Raw genomic sequence first — 17,948 nt, forward strand, 5'->3', positions numbered from 1 at the left:
TGAAATGTATTTAATTAGTTATGGGAATTTTTATGTTCTTCAGGAACTGATTTTTGTTCTACCACTGCATCGCCGGACTGTAACCTTTCAAAGCCTGAAACAATGTATTTATCGCCGGGTTTGATTCCGTCCGTTACGATGAAATTTTGTCCTGATTTTCCTGAAACCTGAATGGGAAGTTGGACTACCTTGCTTTCTTGATCAACGGAATAAGCAAATATCCTGTCCTGAATGCTCATTGTGGAAGAAATCGGGAACAGTATAGCATTGTCATGGTTTTGCCCCAGTACAATTCTTCCTGTATTACCACTTCTGAGTAACAGTTTCGGATTGCTGAATTTTGCCCGCATCGTAATGGAACCTGTGGTTCTGCTGAATTGACCATCAATGGCATCTATTTTTCCCTGTAGCTCATATTTACTCCCGTTTGAAATCAACAGGTCAACGGCAGGTGCATTATTCAGTTTGCCGTCATATCTTTGCTGGAAATCCACGAAATCATTTTCGCTCATACTGAAATAGACATACACTTCCCGTATATCCGAAAGTACCGTGATCGATTCTACGTTTGTAGGAGAAAGCAAACTTCCCAGACGGTAATTCAATCTTCCGATATATCCGCTTACCGGTGCTTTAATAGTGCTGAAATTAACGTTAATCCGTGACGATTCTATTGCCGATTCGGCTTGTGCAACAGCTCCCTGCGCTCCATCATATGTTGCTTGCGCTTCCTGTATCTGAATATCGGTAACAACTTTACTGCTGACCAATTCCTTTTTTCTGTCCAAATTGATTTTTGCAGTTAAAAGGTTGGCTTTAGCAGTGGTAAGAGCCGCCTGTGCAGTCCGTAACTGTTCCTGATAGACACGGTCATCTATCTTAAATAACGGCTGACCTGCTTTGACGTACTCACCCTCATCTACATAGACTTTACTTAGATAGCCGGATACCTGAGGACGGATCTCCACATTAGCAATACCTTCTATACTTGCTGAATATTCTTTTTCAATGGCAACGTTTTGCTGTTGCACCACAGCGAATGGAAGTTCGGGAGCTCCCTGATTCCATCCACCTTCCTGATTATTCTGCCCGCAACCTGTCATTAAAAATATAGACAAGAGCAAGCCCGGCGAACCCATCTGAAAAAATCTGTTTTTAAGTGGTTTAACAGGATTGACAGGATCGTTTAATAAAATTGAACGAATTGATTTTGACATGATTATGATATATATATATTAGAAAACAATGCAAGTTGAAAAGGCCGGATACAGGAATTGTACCGACTAATGACATTTGATTTGACGGGACTATTTTAATAAAGTACGAACCAGAAGGCAACCAATGCGGCGACCTGCGGCAATGTTGGGGTTAAATTCATGATGTGCATCCGAAAAGTTCAGGTAGAAAGGTACTATCCGAAGAAGAAAGAGAATAGCAGTGAATAATGCTTACAGCAGACACCCGTAACGCTTTAAAACGTACGTTAATATCCCAATTATTGTTTACAGCATCTAAATTGTTATCCATATTATCCTTGTTCAGAAGTCGTTTTTTTGTCTAAACGACATGCAAATGTAGAATTTTTTTTGAAACAAACCAATCGTTCGGTATCTTTGAAAAAAATTTTTTTATGAGAGAGAGCAATCAATATACAAGAAAGAAAGAACCGGAATTGAACAGGCAATCAATTATAGATGCTGCTACAGATATTGGCTCTGAAACCGACTGGAGCCAAGTTACTTTTCAAGCCATTGCTGATCGTATTGGATTGAGTAAAGGGGGAATCATTCATCATTTCTGGAATAAGGAAGAGCTTTTGGACGAGTTGATGAGTGAAAGTTTAGCGGAACTGACAAACTGGATAGAGCGATATAAGAAAGAGCATCCTGATAAGGAAGGGGCAACGGCATATTTGGATTTTGTATTGAACGAAAGAAAAGATGAAAGTTATAAAAAAACAATGCGAATAGTTCTACAGGCTATTTTGGTAAATCCTAAATACAGAACAGAATGGAACAAATGGTACAATAAACATATTATACCTCCCGAAGGTGAAATGAGCGCCAAAAGTTTGGCTATTTATCTAATTGCAGATGGTATTTGGTATGGCGAAAATATGAATTCACATACCTATTCTGAAAAAGATAAAAAACGGATTATGAACTATGTCAAAACCCTATAAGTAATGAAATATTTGTATTTAGCATTAGCTATAATTTTTGAAGTTGTCGGTTCATCTTTTATAAAAGCGTCAGATGGATTTTCTAAATGGCTCCCTACTACCATTGTTGCCATAGCTTATATGATTTGTTTCTATTTTTTGGCACAAGCTTTAAGGTACATTCCATTGGGAGTTGCTTATGCTATTTGGGGCGGATTGGGAATTGTCCTAACAGCGACAATTTCAGTGTTGGTATTCAAGCAAAAGTTAGATATACCTGCCATCATAGGGATTGTGCTTATCGTATCAGGCGTATTTGTAATGAATTTTTTCTCGAAAAGTTTAAGTCACTAATATCAATTGAAACTAAAAAACAAATGGAAGAAACAGTTGTTCACACCAACAAAACATTTTCAGGTATTGATTATTCAGAAAAAAAATTAAGAAACAGAGAGTTCGTACAATGTGAATTTGTAAGTTGTGATTTTACCAAGAGCGATTTAAAGGGAAATGATTTTGAGGATTGCACATTTAGACAATGTAATTTTTCAATGGTTGACGTGGATGAAACCGGATTTAGAAATGCAAAGTTCATTGGCTGTAAAATGCTTGGTGTGGATTTTACAAGGTGTAGCAAGTTCGCATTTTCCTTTTCGTTTACCGACTGCCATTTAGATTACAGTAATTTCTTTGGAACAAAGTTGAAAAAGACCATCTTTAAAAATTGTACATTGAAAGACGTGGAGTTTACCGAAGCCGACCTGACTGCTTCAGAATTTTTGGCTTGCGATCTTACTTCTGCGAGGTTTTCCAATACCAATCTTGAAAAAGCAGATTTTAGAACAGCCATAAATTTTGCTATAGATCCTGATGATAACAAGCTTAAAAAGGCAAAATTCTCCGCATTAAATTTGGATGGTTTATTATACAAACACAATCTGGACATTGATTATAACAACTAATATTCAATCCTTTAGAATTACAATGCAAAATAGTAAATAGTTTTTAGGGTGAGAGTGGTTTATTATTTTGATATAGAGTAGCAAGAATAATGTTTTATACCATTTTTCTTAGCGTTATAGTTTATCTCTTGATATGGAGGGAACAATATCAAAACAGTATCACATTTCGAATCAAAAGTTATTATCGATTTGAAAACTAAAACAGTTTTTAAAATGGCTTTGTACTTCGTATTAAAACATTTTTCGGTCAATCTTACAATCGATACTATAACCTGACGAAAGGCTTTCTATTTCAAATTACCCGTCTAAACAATATCTTATCGAATTGCTTTCGGTCGCCATTTTCTTTTCCTCCTATGGCGGTTTAACCACTGATGATATTACCTTTCACTAAAACAGAGTTAATTATTATCTTTGCGTAAAGATATTCTTGAAGCGTTTTGCTTTGAGTCCGGCACTGAAACTTAGGAACTTTCAAAACAGCAGGACAACAAGTGTAAAACGCTCATGCTATGGCGTGGGCGCACTTATTGTTGTTGGGTTTCCTAAGACCTCAGTGCTGTAAGTTGTTGCCTACGCTTTTTTTTAAAGACGGCAGCATGATGATTTGAAATCAATTCTTTACAAAATGGCAGCCTCGATATACTTTCCAAATTTTGAATATTCCGCATCGGAAGTTTTAAAGTATATGTATATTCTTAAAGATTTCACCTTAATGCTGAATGATGGGGATATTGTAAAATTTACTCCTGATGACGAGGATGCTTTTAAAAAATGGTTGGATGATAATGGAGTACAGAATATCAGAGAGGAAAGTAATTGGGTGGTGAAATAGTAAACCATATCACCACCTATATATTAGCGTCTCCGTCTTCTCGGTTTTGTCGTTGTCCATATAAAAATCGCCCAGACACCAAAAGCCACCGCGTAACCCGGCCACGGGTTTTGCATACTCAAAGCTGCGAAATATCCGAATGTTGCAATGATGCAGGTTATGAAAAATAAAATTATAGTCCTCATTGTATTTCAAATTTACGTTTTTAAATCAAAAAGAATTACACGGGGTTAATCCCCATGTAATTCGGTTATGTTCATTAGGCAGCGATGTGCTCCTTTTTTTCTCTTTTTGTATTTTCTTCATCACCTTGATTTCAACTTTTCTAAGCTGCGCAATGACTTTCCGCTGTACGTCGTCCACAATCTTCCAATCTTTGGCGATATAGATGTCCGTAGTACGATTGCCTTCGTCAACGTGATTGAGTGCAAGAGCTACGTCGTCTTTGCTCATACGACAATCATTCCTTGCTGTGTTCGCAAATGTGTGTCTTGCCCAATACAAAGTAAGTTCGGGTATGCCAGTCAACTTTCGTAGTTGCTCCATGCCTTTACATAATGCCCAATTAAGGGCGTTGACACTTGAATAGCGCTCACGTAATTTCCCTAAATATTTTTCCAACAAAGGCTTGGCTTCATCGACAATCTTAATACTGATAAAGGCATTGTCCTTACGTTTTCCCTGTGTCTTGGAACGGTTATAGTCTAAACGTCCGTTTCTAACATCACGTTCCGTTATTTGATACAGGTCTACGGCATTTATGCCACAGAGGTAGAACGAAAGCATATAAAGTTCCTTTGCCAATTCCGCACGGCTTCCAGGGGTGGTTACACAATCCCGAATAGTCAATACTTGTTCAAGTGTATTGTTCCTTTTCTTGGTGAGGGGTGGGGAACCAACCTTGTATTTCTTGAATGGATAATGCTTGATGCGGTATATTCCGATGTCTTCGTTGTTATAATGTTCCCTTGCGGCATTGAACAAAGTACGCAGGTCACGCATCTGGTTGTGCAGACCGCTATCGGATAATCCTTTTTCTTTCGTGGTGACCTCATTTCCTAATTGATTTATCCGGGTCATTGTCCTTTCTGATCGCATGTAACGTTCGTATGTCATCAGCATATTGGAATTAATTTCCTTGATGGATACGGCCGATCGGTTGAAATAATCGACCAAACTGTTGCGGATTTTCCGGTGGTTGTTTGCGGTTCCGGTTCGGCCCTCTTTTCTTGTACGTTCGATGTATTGGTCACAAAACTTAATGAAGTCAATGTCCTCATCCTTATCACGTAGGTAATCACGTAGGGATTCAGCAGTAAAATAATCCAGTCGGTCGTCGAGTTCGCTGATCATCTTTCGATAATCCCTTAGCTGCTTCTCGATCTTTTCAGCGATAAACGGATCTTTGACTTTAAAGTCTTTGCTTAATTGTTTCCTGACAACGAAATGAGTCGTGTCAAGATACTTTCTCAATCTTTTGTGTTGCACACAAATTTTCACATTGTAGGTGCCATCGGCTTTTTTGTGATGCTCGAACACCTTTGCACTAACGGTTGCCATAGTTCTTTCGAAATTGGCACGTAAAAGGGCTGTAACACATTTGTAACACTTTTACGTGAAGTTCAACAAAAATCTATGCAAGTCACGCCGTTTCGGGGTATCCGATTCGGCGTAGGACAGATGTCCCTAAAGTGCCCTAAGAAACGAAAAAAGCCGTTTTCCGTGAAGGAAAACGACTTTTTCGATTTGTGCGCCCACCTGGGCTCGAACCAGGGACCAAAAGATTATGAGTCTTCTACTCTAACCGACTGAGCTATAGGCGCAGTTTTTGTTATCAAAAAAGAGAACGATAATTCCGGTTTTGACGATGCAATTATCGATATTTGAGACGAGAAAACAAAATTTTTGTATGCAAAATATTAAAAATGTTATCCTGGATTATGGGAATGTCATCTTCATGATTGACTTCAAAAAAGTAAGCGAATCCTTTAGTGCGCTGGGTATCACCAATGTGAACGACTTTTTCGGACATCGCGGACAAGACAGTCTATTCGACGAATTCGATAAAGGAGAAATCTCCGCTGCTAAGTTTAGGGAAGGGGTGAGGGAAAAAGCCAATCGCCCGGATTTAACAGATCAACAGATAGACGAGGCGTGGAATTCTTTATTGATTGGCGTTCCGGAGGGAAAACATGAGTTATTGACGGAGTTGAAGAAGAACAACCGCATGTTCCTTTTGAGTAATAATAACGAATTACACTATGCATACTGTATGCAGCATATTAAAGATCGCTACGGAGTAGACAGCAACGATCAGTTTTTTGAGAAAACCTACTATTCGCACTTAGCAGGGCTTAGAAAACCAGATATTGCCATCTTTGAACTCGTATTGAAAGAAAACAATCTAGACCCTGCAGAGACATTGTTCATCGACGATAGCCCACAACACTTAGAGGCTGCAAAATCTTTAGGTATTCAGACAGCTTTATGCACTGCTGAGCATCCATTAGAAGCAATTGTCGAGGAATACAAGCTGCTCGAAAATTAATTTGCGAAACCGACTTGTTTTGTTTACTTTTGCACACCAAGAATTTTACGACGAAAGGAGGTATATAAAAGCTATGATTATTGTAAATGTTAAAGAAGGTGAATCTTTAGATAGAGCATTAAAACGTTTCAAGAAGAAATTCGAGAAGACTGGTGTTTTAAGAGAACTTCGTTCTCGTCAGGCTTATGAGAAGAAATCTGTAGCTCGTCGTATCCAAGTTAAGAAAGCTATCTACAAGCAATCTTTAAACCAAGACAACGCGTAATTGAACGGCGCCTAAGAACGCCTTCTACAAGATATCAGCCCCATCACAGCATTGTGATGGGGCTTTTCTTTTATACCAAGTGATGAATGTCATAAAAAAACTGCCCAAACTTCTGTAATTTGCTATTGAAAAGAGTTAATTACTCCAATTCAAGGTTCCTAGCGGATTCAAATCAACAAGTTTTCGTAACTTATCAACTAATAAAATGAAAAAGGCAAGAAGACCTACGAAATCATCTTGTTAGCATACCTAATCTATCTGAAAAACTACATCAATGACCAATTATAATATACCGAAGCATCTTAAAGGGCTCTCGGAAGCAGAAGTAAATTCGTCGCGCGAAAAGTATGGCATTAATAAAATAGAACCGGAACGTAGCGGCGCTTGGGCGATACTATGGGAAATTCTCGAAGAGCCTATGCTGTTCTTGCTATTCGCTATTTCTATCATCTATGTTATCGTTGGAGACTACGGCGAGGCTTTATTTATGTTCGTTGCTATCGTCGCAGTGTCGGGAATATCCTTCTATCAAGATAATCGGAGCAAGAAAGCTTTAGAGGAACTTGAAAAACTGAATGAACCCTTGAGCACTGTTATCAGGAATTCGAAAGTCGAGAAGATTACAAGTCATGAAATCGTTGTTGGTGATTTGTGCATCACAGAGGAGGGGAAGATGATCAATGCCGATGGTCGTATTGTCCATAGCAATGATTACTCAGTCAACGAATCCTCTTTAACGGGCGAAAGCTTCTCGGTGTTCAAGAGTGCTGATTCGGAAGATAAGTATATCTATAGCGGAACAATTTCCGTATCCGGATTGGCGGTTTTTGAAGTCGAAGCGATCGGGAAAAATACAAAGATCGGTAAGATTGGGGAGTCCATTGCAAGCATTCAACAAGAAAGTTCACCATTGCAGATACAAATTCGTCAGTTCGTTAAATGGATGGCAATCGCTGGTATTTTTATTTTTTTACTAGTCTGGGCATACAGTTACCTACAATCTAAGAGTTTCGTTGATAGTTTATTAAATGGACTTACGATGGCGATGTCTGTCCTGCCGGAAGAGATTCCCGTGGCCTTCACGACCTTTATGGCTTTGGGAGCTTGGAAATTGATGCGAGAAGGTGTGATCATCAAAAGGAGCAGTGTCGTTGAAACCTTAGGGAGTACTACCGTAATCTGCACGGATAAGACCGGTACCATAACAGAGAACAGTATGCATCTTAGCAAGTTGTATGATTATCGATCGGACAAAATCTACGATGATACTGACTTCGAAGATCCTAAGCTTACAAAATTGATCGATTACGCGATGTGGAGCAGCGAGCCAGTGCCATTTGATCCCATGGAAAAGACATTGCACCAGATCTACGAAAAGACGACCAGAGACGATCAACGAAAGCAATACGAACTCTTCCATGAATACCCATTGGAAGGCAAGCCGCCTATGATGACGCATCTTTTTCGCAATGATGCGGGCAATCGTATCATAGCGGCAAAAGGAGCTCCAGAAGCGATCCTCGCAGTGTCCTCGCTCGATGAGGCCGAAAAAGAAAAGCTACGAGCATTATACAAGGCTTTCGGAAAAGAAGGCTTTCGAGTATTGGGCGTTGCAAAATCTGTTTTCCCGACGAATGACTTCCCTGAAAAACAACAGGACTTTGAATTTGATTTCCTAGGCTTTGTGGTGTTTTATGACCCGCCAAAGAAAGGCATCGAAAATGTGTTCAAGAAGATATACGACGCAGGCATCCAAGTCAAGGTGATTACGGGCGACAATGCAGACACTACCGCTAGTATTGCTGCCCAAGCAGGGATCGTCAATACAAGTGAGGGGTTGAATGGAAGCGACCTGGCCACCTATTCGGAAGATCAATTAATGTCGGTTGCAGAACGGACGGTGTTGTTTACCCGCATGTTTCCAGAAGCGAAACTCGCCGTCATCAATGCCCTCAAGAAAAAAGGGGAGGTGGTGGCTATGCTGGGCGACGGTGTCAACGATGGGCCGGCCCTAAAAGCCGCCCATATTGGTGTCGCCATGGGAAACAAAGGGACGGAGATTGCGAAGGCTGCAGCGGCTTTAGTGATTACCAATGATGATTTGGATAAGCTTGTGCTCGGAATTGCCGCAGGACGCCGCATTTATGCTAATATCAAGAAAGCAATACAATATATTATATCGATTCACATTCCCATCATATTGACCGTATCATTGCCCTTGTTTCTGGGCTGGCTCTATCCGCAAATCTTCAGTCCGGTGCATGTAATCTTTATGGAGTTGGTTATGGGGCCAACATGCTCTATTGTTTATGAGAGCGAACCTATGGAAAAGAATACCATGCAGAAGCCGCCAAGGTCTTTAGGGGATACATTTTTAAATATAAAAGAGCTTGCGATCAGTATTATACAAGGACTGGCAATTACCGCTGGCGTCTTATTCGCTTATCAATGGGCTGTTCAAAATGGAGGTTCCGAAGAGAATACTAGAACAATGGTCTTCACGACGCTTATTTTTGCTAATATCTTGTTAAGTTTGGTCAACCGCTCTTTCTATTACAGTGTAATCGAAAGCTTTAAATACAAGAATATATTATTCCCGATTGTAATTGGAGTGACGTTAATTCTACTCTTTTCTATTTTATATGTCCAACCCTTCGCCCGTTTCTTTGACGTTACGGCATTGGATGCTTCCGAATTAGGAATGTCTATCGCGATAGCTAGTGTTTCTGTACTGTGGTTTGAGTTGTATAAATTTGTTAAAAGAAAGACTTTAACGCGTAGAAAATAAAAAAGCTCATCGAAAGATGAGCTTTTTTCCAAGTACCTAGGGCGGGAATCGAACCCGCACTCCCTTAACGGGAACAGGATTTTAAGTCCTGCGTGTCTACCAGTTCCACCACCTAGGCAACTGAGCGAAAGACGAGATTCGAACTCGCGACCCCAACCTTGGCAAGGTTGTGCTCTACCAACTGAGCTACTTTCGCTTGACGTGCTGCAAATATAGAGAGAAAACAGAAACTGCAAAAATATTTCTTAGCCTTTTATCGCAACAGGCTTAAAATGTGCGTAATAATTTTATCACGAATAGGGAAATCGATGTTAAAACTCGTTTCTAGATGGAAAATTCGCTATTTTTGTCCATTATTATTGCCTTATGCGACTTAAAATAATTCCTATTCTTCTGTTCTGTTTGTTTGGATTGAACGCAAATGCAGAAACATATCCGGAGGTGGTGTTTGATAATAGCCTGGTAAAGGGCACATATGCCCGAAGCCTGGTAGATTATAGTGGGAAAAGCTGGGTTGAGAATGTAAATAAACATCTGCTCGTATCGGATACCCTTTTCTTTACACCTGGTAACGCACTATCATTACGCTATCTTTCCCATCCCCAAGGAGATTGGAATGTCACGATTCGCTACAGCCGTCAGAAATTCCATTATCGACTTTCGAACGACGATGTCCTTAGTTTCAAACTCTATGTAGGCTCTGCGAGTACCAAAGCTGAACATTTGCCGTCCATTTCCATCAAGCAGCGGAACAACCAATCGGTAAGTTTAGCAATTGGAAATTATATTCAGGGATTTAAAAAGGATGCCTGGCTGGATGTTCGCATACCTGTCAAAGAGTTTGCAGGATTAAACGTCGAGGAACATATCTCTGGGATTATCCTGAGACAGCTCAACGATTCTAAAAGCACGCATCAGCTCTTTCTCGATCAAATCGAATTCCTTCCGGCAAACTATTCTAAAGTTCCTTTGACATCTGCAGCGGTATTAGCGAAAGCTACAGCCTACGGCAACCATGTCGATTTGCAATGGCAAGTACCCTTGACACAGAGTATTCGCTATGTGAAGATCTACAGGTCGGAGAACAACAAAGATTTCGAACCGATTTCCATACGTCCTACCTACATGCAACGCTGCCTGGATTACGTTCCGGTATTGGATAAAAAGTATTACTACAAAATCGCTTGGCTCGACTTCAATTACAAAGAATCTCCATTATCCGCAGTGCAGGAAGTGTTGCCAAAAAATATTAGCGATGATGAACTATTTTCCCTTATTCAGATTGCCCATATCAATTACTTCGTGGAGAACTATGACATCAACACAGGCATGCACATGCCATTTAGAATGAAAGAAAAAGCGATCGTATCGGTAAAGGAAACAGGAGGGGCAATCCTTAGTTTAATGGTAGGGGTAGAAAAGAATTTCATTTCTCGCCCACTATTTATCAGCCGCGTTAAGCGTATCGTGAAGTTCTTAGCGACGGCGCAGAATAAACATGGTTTCTTTTCATCTTATTATGACGGACGCAAAGGCATACCCGAATATTTCGATCGTCGACCACAATATGATGTGGAATCATCTGCTGCCATCATGGAAGCATTGCTCGTTGTTCGACAATACCTGAAAGGTGATGATGAAGCGGAGAAAGAGATTAGAAGAGGGATCAGCGATATTTGGGAACGCATGGATTGGAAAGCCGTGACCATGCCATATGATCCGCAAACGTTACGCTCCAACTTAGATATGTTGGATGAATATCACGTTTCAGAGCCTATCGTCGGTATCAACCAAGGGCTTAATGCCTATATGTTAGCGATGGCATCCACACGCTCCAACATTCCTATCGCCTCCTTTGCCAATGCAATAGAAAGCAAATATGTTTCCCGAGCGGAAGTATCTTCAAGTTTACTTCCAGATACGACTTTTAGCGATTCAGTGCGACAAAATTATTTGTTTCCTGATGGTGTAGATCGCAGAGAGCAGGATTCATTATATCATATTTCGGCTTTGCAAGATACGACTATGTATGGCGTACAATTACCTTTCGGAGCACCAGAGGGCAACTTACTAGAGATGTATAGACCTTTCGTCACAATTAATCCCAAATTAGCGAAATTAAAGGATTATAATCTCGCAGAGGTTGTAGGTAGTTATGCACGAGTTGTAAAACGTAGAGATAACGAAATAGGAGTAGGGACGAGCAACTCCGATATCTGGGGCTTTCAACAGCGCAACGATAGCATCGGAACATTCCGAATAAATCCTGCAATTTCTGTCGCGAGTATCTTCTTAGACAATCAACGATCAATCAAATCATTAAATGCACTGTATCACGAGTTCGGAGCATTCCTGTTTTCCGAATACGGGTTCCGCTCCTGGGTTGACTTACGTAGCAATGATGTCTCCGACGAGTATGTTGCTAGCAATCAAGCCAACGTCGCCCTGCTATTAGAGAACGCAAAGACTGGATTTATCTGGAAACTGTATCAGCAGATTCCTGAGATTCAAGCGGTTGAACAAAGGCTTTTTAAGAAGTAAGATTATTAGGGATAAAATATTATATTTACAACAACAACAAAGCAACGATACACATGAAACGCATCAATTTAGTAGCACTAATTTTAATTTCAAGCATAACATTTTTTTCTTGTAAGCAGCAATCTATGGTTGTAAATCCTGGCGCGGTTGTTAGCAAGGACGGAACCGACGATGGTCTGAAAAATGTAAAACGCGAGTTTAGGGATGTAAAACAAACTGACGAAGGAATATTAGTATCCATTTCCTCAGACTTATTATTCCCAACGAATTCCTCTTACCTGTCAGACAACGCAAAACAAGAGCTAAGCAAATTGGTGAAAGTCTTAAAAGACCAAAAAGCAAAAGTACGCGTAGATGGACATACCGATGCGACCGGAACAGCAGAATATAACCAATGGTTATCCGATAAACGCGCAGCATCAGTGAAGAAATTCTTAGTGGATGCCGGAATCGCTGACGCAAGAATCTCAACAAAAGGCCTAGGTCAATCAAAACCGATAGCAGACAATAAAACGCCGGAAGGCCGCCAAAAAAATAGACGAGTAGAGGTGGTAATCCTCAAATAACTGGTCGTTTAAATAAAAAGAGCTGTCTTGAAAAAGACAGCTCTTTTTATTTAAACGACAGTATTTAGTATTTAGTAGTTAGTATTAAGACCTAGGGCTGTCTAGACATTAGATATTAGACATAAGACATCAGACCCGATCCTACTAACCCTAAAATCCTTTTTTTCAGACTAGATATTAGACAGTAGATTTTGTCTTGAACCAGGAAAGGAAGGATGCAGGGATTAACAGGATCCTGTCAATCTTCTCATCGTTCCTTTCCTGGTTCAAGACAAAACATCATATTATACTAGATGTAAGACAGTAGACATAAGACATCAGACCCGATCCTGCCCATCCTCTCATCCTTTTTTTCCTGGTTCAAAGACAATCGTCTTCCTTGCACCCTTCCTTTCTACTCCGAACGCCATACTCTAATATCTCACGTCTAATATCTTATATCTAACTTCTAATATCTTACATCTAACTTCTAATATCAAAAATCTAGACAGCCCTAGGTCTAAATACTAACTACTACCTACTAAATACTATCCAAACCCAATGTATAACCCTTTCATACCCCTTTCCAAACGGGTTTGAAAGGGCTTTGAAAGGGTTATGAAAGGGCTTTGAAAGGGTTGTGACTTATCGAAGTGTCCTGCTTGCTTCCTAATTCCTTAGTATTTATTGCGTTAACAATAATGATATTGATGTTACCTAGGCTATGGAGTATTATTGATTTTATTGAGTATTTTTGTTAGTTCAAGAGGGGATAAACTATGTATATAATTTTCGATACAGAAACGACGGGATTGCCGAAGAGATGGGATGCGCCGATAACAGATACGGATAACTGGCCGAGGTGTATTCAGATTGCTTGGCAGCTCCACGATGAGATGGGAAGGATGATCGAACATCAGGATTATCTAATCAAACCTGATGGGTTTAACATTCCTTATGATTCCGAAAAGATACACGGTATTTCAACAGCCTTAGCCGAAGAGCAAGGTATTCCATTGACCGATGTTTTAGTAAAATTTAATGAGGCATTAGCGAAAGCTAAGTTCGTTGTTGGGCAGAACATCGGCTTTGATATCAACGTGATGGGTTGTGAGTTCCATCGCTATTCGGTGGATAGTCCGATGGCGTCCATGCCGATATTGGATACCTGTACGGAGGTGACTGCAGAGCTGTTGAAACTTCCTGGCGGTCGTGGGGGAAGATTCAAACTCCCTAACCTGACCGAATTACATAGCTATTTATTCGGAGTACCCTTTGCGGAGGCGCACAATGCGACTGCCGACGTTGAAGCAACCACACGCTGTTTCTTCGAGCTTGTTCGAAGAAATGTGTTTAAAGCTGAAGAGCTACAAGTCGATACAGGCTATTTCGTAGAATTCAAACAACAGCACCCAACGCTAGTTGAATCTGTAGGATTAAAGCACGTCAATTTAAAAGCTGCCTCAGACGCTATTCGTGAGAAAACAGAGCCGGCACCGACAGTAGTAAAAATCGATGCGGATACGTTGGAAGCGCTGGCTAATGCCAATTTTGCGCATTTACATAATCATACGCAGTTTTCGGTATTGCAGTCTACAATCTCGATTGATAGTTTGGTGCAGGCCGCTGCCAAGCAGAAAATGCCAGCTGTCGCGATGACCGATCATGGTAACATGATGGGGGCATTCCACTTTGTGAATAAAGTATTGAGCTATAACAAAGATTTAGAAGCAAAGCAGAAGGAGGCTGAAGAGAAAGGCGAAGCCTTTGATGGCGTTCCAATCAAGCCTATTGTAGGTTGCGAATTCTATATCTGTGAAAATAGAAAAGACAAATCTAGAAAGGACAACGGTTATCAAGTTGTTTTTCTGGCAAAAAATAAAAACGGTTATCATAACCTCGCGAAGATGGCATCTGCCGCTTATACCGAGGGATTCTATTATGTACCCCGTATCGATAGAGAAATCGTTGAAAAGTATAAAGAGGATCTGATTGTCCTTTCCGGAAACCTACAGGGTGAGGTGCCGAGTAAATTACTGAACATTGGTGAGGTGCAGGCTGAAGAAGCGCTGTTATGGTGGAAGGAACGCTTTGGCGAAGACTTCTATATTGAAGTTATGCGCCATGGACAAGAAGATGAAGATCGGGTTAATGAAGCGATCATTCAATTAGCGCGCAAGCATGAAGTCAAACTCATTGCCACGAACAATACATACTACGTCAATAAAGTGGATGCCCATGCACACGATATTTTACTTTGTGTAAAGGATGGCGAGAAGCTATCGACGCCGAAAGGAAGAGGTAGGGGGTTCCGCTTCGGGTTGCCAAATCAGGAATACTATTTCAAGTCTGCTGAAGAGATGAAGAAAGTATTCGAAGATTTACCGGAAGCCATCATCAATATTGACGAAATCTTAAATAAGGTAGAAACTTACGTTCTTGCGCGTGAGGTCCTGCTTCCGAAGTTCGAGATTCCTGAAGAGTTTCAACACGAAGAAGATGAAGTCGATGGTGGCAAGCGAGGCGAGAATGCTTATCTGAAGGATCTAACTTACAAAGGAGCGGCGAAGCGATATCCTGAGATTACCGACGATATCCGCGAGCGCTTAGACTTTGAATTGGCAACGATCGAAAAAACCGGTTACCCAGGTTATTTCTTAATTGTACAAGACTTTATCGCTGAGGCAAGGAATATGGGGGTTTCGGTAGGTCCCGGGCGTGGTTCGGCAGCAGGTTCAGCCGTTGCCTATTGCCTTGGAATTACAAATATCGACCCCATCAAATACGACTTACTATTCGAGCGTTTCTTAAATCCCGACCGTGTATCCATGCCCGACATCGATATCGACTTTGATGACGAAGGGCGTGGACGCGTAATGCAATATGTAATTGATAAGTATGGTTCTTCTCAAGTTGCTCAAATTATCACCTATGGTACGATGGCTGCAAAGTCCTCCATCAAGGATACCGCACGTGTGCTGGATCTTCCTTTGGCGGATGCCAACGAGATTGCCAAGTTGATTCCAAACTTAAAACTGAGCAAGATCTTCAATATGGAAGATAAAGCACTAAAAGAAGTGCTTCGAAGTGAAGAATTAGAGGCGGTCAACCGATTGAAAGGCTTAGCGGATGGGGCAGGATTAGAGGCCGAAACCATTAAGCAGGCTAGAGTCCTGGAAGGCTCCATGCGGAATACAGGTATTCACGCCTGTGGGGTTATTATTACGCCGGATGATATTACCAACTTCGTTCCAGTTTCATTGGCGAAAGATTCCGATCTCTACGTCACCCAGTATGATAACTCGGTGGTAGAGAGTGCAGGTCTGTTAAAGATGGACTTCTTAGGCTTAAAGACCCTGACCTTGATCAAAGATACCGTGCAGAATGTCAAGTTGCGCCATGGTATCGATCTGGATCCGGAAGCTTTTGATATTGAAGACACGTTGACCTATGAGCTTTTCCAACGTGGTGAAACCATTGGTATCTTCCAATACGAGTCGCCGGGTATGCAGAAATACATGAAGGAACTGAAGCCCACCGTCTTTGCCGATTTAATCGCCATGAACGCATTATATCGTCCGGGACCGATGGAATATATTCCTTCCTTTATTAAGCGTAAGCATGGTATAGAGCCGATCACTTACGATGTGGATGCCTGCGAGGAATACTTAGCGGAAACCTATGGTATTACCGTATATCAAGAGCAGGTAATGCTTCTGTCGCAGAAATTAGCCGGTTTCTCGAAAGGTGATGCCGACGTTTTGCGTAAGGCGATGGGTAAGAAACAAAAGGCTGTCTTGGACAAGATGAAGCCTAAGTTCATCGATCAGGCAGCAGAAAAAGGACATAACCCGAAAGTGCTGGAGAAGATATGGACCGACTGGGAAGCCTTCGCCTCCTACGCCTTCAATAAATCGCACTCAACTTGTTATGCATGGATCGCCTATCAAACGGCCTTTTTAAAAGCGCATTATCCGGCTGAATATATGGCTGCAGTATTATCGAACAACATGAACGATATTAAGCAGGTCACTTTCTTTATGGAAGAATGTAGAAGAATGGGCTTAACGGTTTTAGGACCAGATGTCAATGAGTCGCACTATAAGTTTACAGTAAACGAAGAGGGAGCTATTCGCTTCGGGATGGGCGCAGTAAAAGGTGTTGGTGCAGGCGCCGTAGAGACGATTGTGCAGAGCAGACAGGGCGAGCCTTATAAGTCGATCTTTGATTTGGCGAAGCGTGTCGATTTGCGAATGATCAATAAGAAGGCCTTCGAAAGTCTGGCATACGGAGGAGGGTTTGACTCGTTCTCCGATACCCATCGTGCACAATACTTTTACTCCGACTCGGACAACCCTAGCGGTATAGAGAAGGCATTGAAATTTGCCCATAAATTCAGGGAGAATGAGAATTCGGCACAAGTAAGCCTGTTTGGAGCAGGAGGAGCGGTCGAATTACCGGAGCCTAGTCTAACGCCCTGTCCGCAATGGGGTTTGATTGAGAAATTGAAATACGAAAAGGATGTGATCGGTATTTATCTGACCAGTCATCCTTTAGATAATTATAAGTTTGAACTGAAGCATTTTTGTCCAAACAATGTGACCGACTTGCAGTTAATAAATAAGGTGAAAGCTTCCGAAGTGGATCAGGAGGTCCTGTTAGATTTCAACAGAATCAAGAATAAAGAGGTCGTTTTAGGAGGAATCATCGCGTTGGCAAATCATCGGGTTGCGAAATCCGGGAAGCCTTTCGGCTCGTTTATCATCGAGGACTACTGGGATTCCTATGAGATTATGGTTTTCGGTGAAGATTATGTGAAGTTCAAAGGCTATCTTCAGGAAGGATATTTCGTACAGATCCGTGGGCTTGTTCAAGAACGCTTTAAGCAAGTGGGTAACTGGGGCTTTGAGCTGAAGAATATTCAGCTACTGTCGGATCTTCGCGAAAAGATGGCGAAGAGCTTTACGATTCAATTTCCGCTTCATGTTTTGGACACGGAGTTTATGAGCACCTTAAATCAATTAATTTCCTGCACGCAGGTAGAAGGACAGGAGGCTAATTGTCAGTTAAAGTTCAAAATCATGGACGAACAGGATAAACTTTCAATTGAAATGCCGGTGAAAAAGCGTAAAATCTTTATCACAAATGAGTTTTTAGATGGCATTGAAGCGCTGGAAGGCGTGAATTATAGATTAAATTGATAGGCGATAGAAAAAATGTTAACACAGAACAAATAGCAATACAAGGGTATTCATTATCTTTGTTTATATTTAGAACTATAAAACATAAATTAATTAAATAAA

General features: G+C 41.0%; 12 protein-coding genes and 3 tRNA genes. 10 read left to right on the forward strand and 5 right to left on the reverse strand.

Translation table 11 applies throughout. The features are described from left to right. Positions 1–14: 14 nt before the first annotated feature. The gene (locus tag QYC40_RS05640; protein WP_301992899.1) at positions 15–1,217 is read right to left on the reverse strand and encodes an efflux RND transporter periplasmic adaptor subunit; all 1,203 of its coding nucleotides are present in this window, start codon (positions 1,215–1,217) and stop codon (positions 15–17) included. 413 nt (positions 1,218–1,630) lie between these two features. Between QYC40_RS05640 and QYC40_RS05645 the strand changes: the two genes are divergently transcribed. From QYC40_RS05645 to QYC40_RS05660, 4 genes are all read left to right on the forward strand, one after another. Continuing rightward, a complete protein-coding gene (locus QYC40_RS05645) occupies positions 1,631–2,182 on the forward strand; it encodes a TetR/AcrR family transcriptional regulator (RefSeq protein WP_301992900.1) in 552 nt (183 codons plus the stop codon). 3 nt (positions 2,183–2,185) lie between these two features. Beyond that, positions 2,186–2,515 carry a multidrug efflux SMR transporter gene (locus QYC40_RS05650; RefSeq protein ID WP_227692991.1) on the forward strand — a complete coding sequence of 110 codons (330 nt, stop codon included), beginning with the start codon at positions 2,186–2,188 and terminating at the stop codon, positions 2,513–2,515. A 23-nt stretch (positions 2,516–2,538) separates the two neighbouring features. Then, positions 2,539–3,123: a pentapeptide repeat-containing protein gene (locus QYC40_RS05655; RefSeq protein WP_301992901.1), complete on the forward strand. Its 585-nt coding sequence runs from the start codon at positions 2,539–2,541 to the stop codon at positions 3,121–3,123. Positions 3,124–3,751: 628 nt separating this feature from the next. Continuing rightward, complete coding sequence (locus tag QYC40_RS05660) at positions 3,752–3,958, forward strand: hypothetical protein (protein WP_301992902.1); 207 nt, start codon at positions 3,752–3,754, stop codon at positions 3,956–3,958. Between the two features lie 210 nt (positions 3,959–4,168). Here the strand turns inward: QYC40_RS05660 and QYC40_RS05665 are convergent, their stop codons facing one another. Next, positions 4,169–5,518 carry a site-specific integrase gene (locus QYC40_RS05665; protein ID WP_301992903.1) on the reverse strand — a complete coding sequence of 450 codons (1,350 nt, stop codon included), beginning with the start codon at positions 5,516–5,518 and terminating at the stop codon, positions 4,169–4,171. Positions 5,519–5,707: 189 nt separating this feature from the next. Further along, positions 5,708–5,781, reverse strand: a tRNA-Ile gene (locus QYC40_RS05670). A gap of 86 nt (positions 5,782–5,867) precedes the next feature. Here QYC40_RS05670 and QYC40_RS05675 point away from each other — a divergent pair. The 3 genes from QYC40_RS05675 to QYC40_RS05685 all read left to right on the forward strand — a co-directional run bounded on the left by QYC40_RS05675 (position 5,868) and on the right by QYC40_RS05685 (position 9,559). Beyond that, positions 5,868–6,506, forward strand: coding sequence for an HAD family phosphatase (locus QYC40_RS05675; RefSeq protein ID WP_301992904.1), 639 nt, complete (start codon positions 5,868–5,870; stop codon positions 6,504–6,506). 73 nt (positions 6,507–6,579) lie between these two features. Beyond that, positions 6,580–6,771: a 30S ribosomal protein S21 gene (gene rpsU, locus QYC40_RS05680; protein WP_093097788.1), complete on the forward strand. Its 192-nt coding sequence runs from the start codon at positions 6,580–6,582 to the stop codon at positions 6,769–6,771. Between the two features lie 274 nt (positions 6,772–7,045). Next, positions 7,046–9,559 (forward strand): cation-translocating P-type ATPase, encoded by a 2,514-nt coding sequence (locus QYC40_RS05685; RefSeq protein ID WP_301992906.1) that lies wholly within the window; start codon positions 7,046–7,048, stop codon positions 9,557–9,559. A 33-nt stretch (positions 9,560–9,592) separates the two neighbouring features. Here the strand turns inward: QYC40_RS05685 and QYC40_RS05690 are convergent. Both QYC40_RS05690 and QYC40_RS05695 read right to left on the reverse strand, forming a co-directional pair. Next, positions 9,593–9,677, reverse strand: a tRNA-Leu gene (locus tag QYC40_RS05690). Positions 9,678–9,682: 5 nt separating this feature from the next. Next, positions 9,683–9,755 (reverse strand) — tRNA-Gly (locus QYC40_RS05695). Between the two features lie 170 nt (positions 9,756–9,925). Here QYC40_RS05695 and QYC40_RS05700 point away from each other — a divergent pair. The 3 genes from QYC40_RS05700 (at position 9,926) to dnaE (ending at position 17,846) form a co-directional block, all read left to right on the forward strand. Then, positions 9,926–12,100, forward strand: a complete 2,175-nt coding sequence (locus QYC40_RS05700) for a glucoamylase family protein (RefSeq protein ID WP_301992907.1) — start codon at positions 9,926–9,928, stop codon at positions 12,098–12,100. 125 nt (positions 12,101–12,225) lie between these two features. Further along, positions 12,226–12,666 carry an OmpA family protein gene (locus tag QYC40_RS05705; protein WP_301992908.1) on the forward strand — a complete coding sequence of 147 codons (441 nt, stop codon included), beginning with the start codon at positions 12,226–12,228 and terminating at the stop codon, positions 12,664–12,666. Positions 12,667–13,424: 758 nt separating this feature from the next. Next, positions 13,425–17,846 carry a DNA polymerase III subunit alpha gene (dnaE, locus tag QYC40_RS05710; RefSeq protein ID WP_301992909.1) on the forward strand — a complete coding sequence of 1,474 codons (4,422 nt, stop codon included), beginning with the start codon at positions 13,425–13,427 and terminating at the stop codon, positions 17,844–17,846. Positions 17,847–17,948 lie beyond the last annotated feature (102 nt).

Source organism: Sphingobacterium sp. BN32 (genome assembly GCF_030503615.1).
Taxonomy (GTDB): Bacteria; Bacteroidota; Bacteroidia; order Sphingobacteriales; family Sphingobacteriaceae; genus Sphingobacterium.

Excerpts from the sequence above, each read along its gene's own strand:
- QYC40_RS05700 (WP_301992907.1), top strand. The coding sequence starts at position 9,926 with ATGCGACTTAAAATAATTCCTATTCTTCTGTTCTGTTTGTTTGGATTG.
- QYC40_RS05650 (WP_227692991.1), top strand. The coding sequence starts at position 2,186 with ATGAAATATTTGTATTTAGCATTAGCTATAATTTTTGAAGTTGTCGGT.
- rpsU (WP_093097788.1), top strand. The coding sequence starts at position 6,580 with ATGATTATTGTAAATGTTAAAGAAGGTGAATCTTTAGATAGAGCATTA.
- QYC40_RS05660 (WP_301992902.1), top strand. The coding sequence starts at position 3,752 with ATGGCAGCCTCGATATACTTTCCAAATTTTGAATATTCCGCATCGGAA.
- QYC40_RS05655 (WP_301992901.1), top strand. The coding sequence starts at position 2,539 with ATGGAAGAAACAGTTGTTCACACCAACAAAACATTTTCAGGTATTGAT.
- dnaE (WP_301992909.1), top strand. The coding sequence starts at position 13,425 with ATGTATATAATTTTCGATACAGAAACGACGGGATTGCCGAAGAGATGG.
- QYC40_RS05675 (WP_301992904.1), top strand. The coding sequence starts at position 5,868 with ATGCAAAATATTAAAAATGTTATCCTGGATTATGGGAATGTCATCTTC.
- QYC40_RS05645 (WP_301992900.1), top strand. The coding sequence starts at position 1,631 with ATGAGAGAGAGCAATCAATATACAAGAAAGAAAGAACCGGAATTGAAC.
- QYC40_RS05685 (WP_301992906.1), top strand. The coding sequence starts at position 7,046 with ATGACCAATTATAATATACCGAAGCATCTTAAAGGGCTCTCGGAAGCA.
- QYC40_RS05640 (WP_301992899.1), bottom strand. The coding sequence starts at position 1,217 with ATGTCAAAATCAATTCGTTCAATTTTATTAAACGATCCTGTCAATCCT.
- QYC40_RS05705 (WP_301992908.1), top strand. The coding sequence starts at position 12,226 with ATGGTTGTAAATCCTGGCGCGGTTGTTAGCAAGGACGGAACCGACGAT.
- QYC40_RS05665 (WP_301992903.1), bottom strand. The coding sequence starts at position 5,518 with ATGGCAACCGTTAGTGCAAAGGTGTTCGAGCATCACAAAAAAGCCGAT.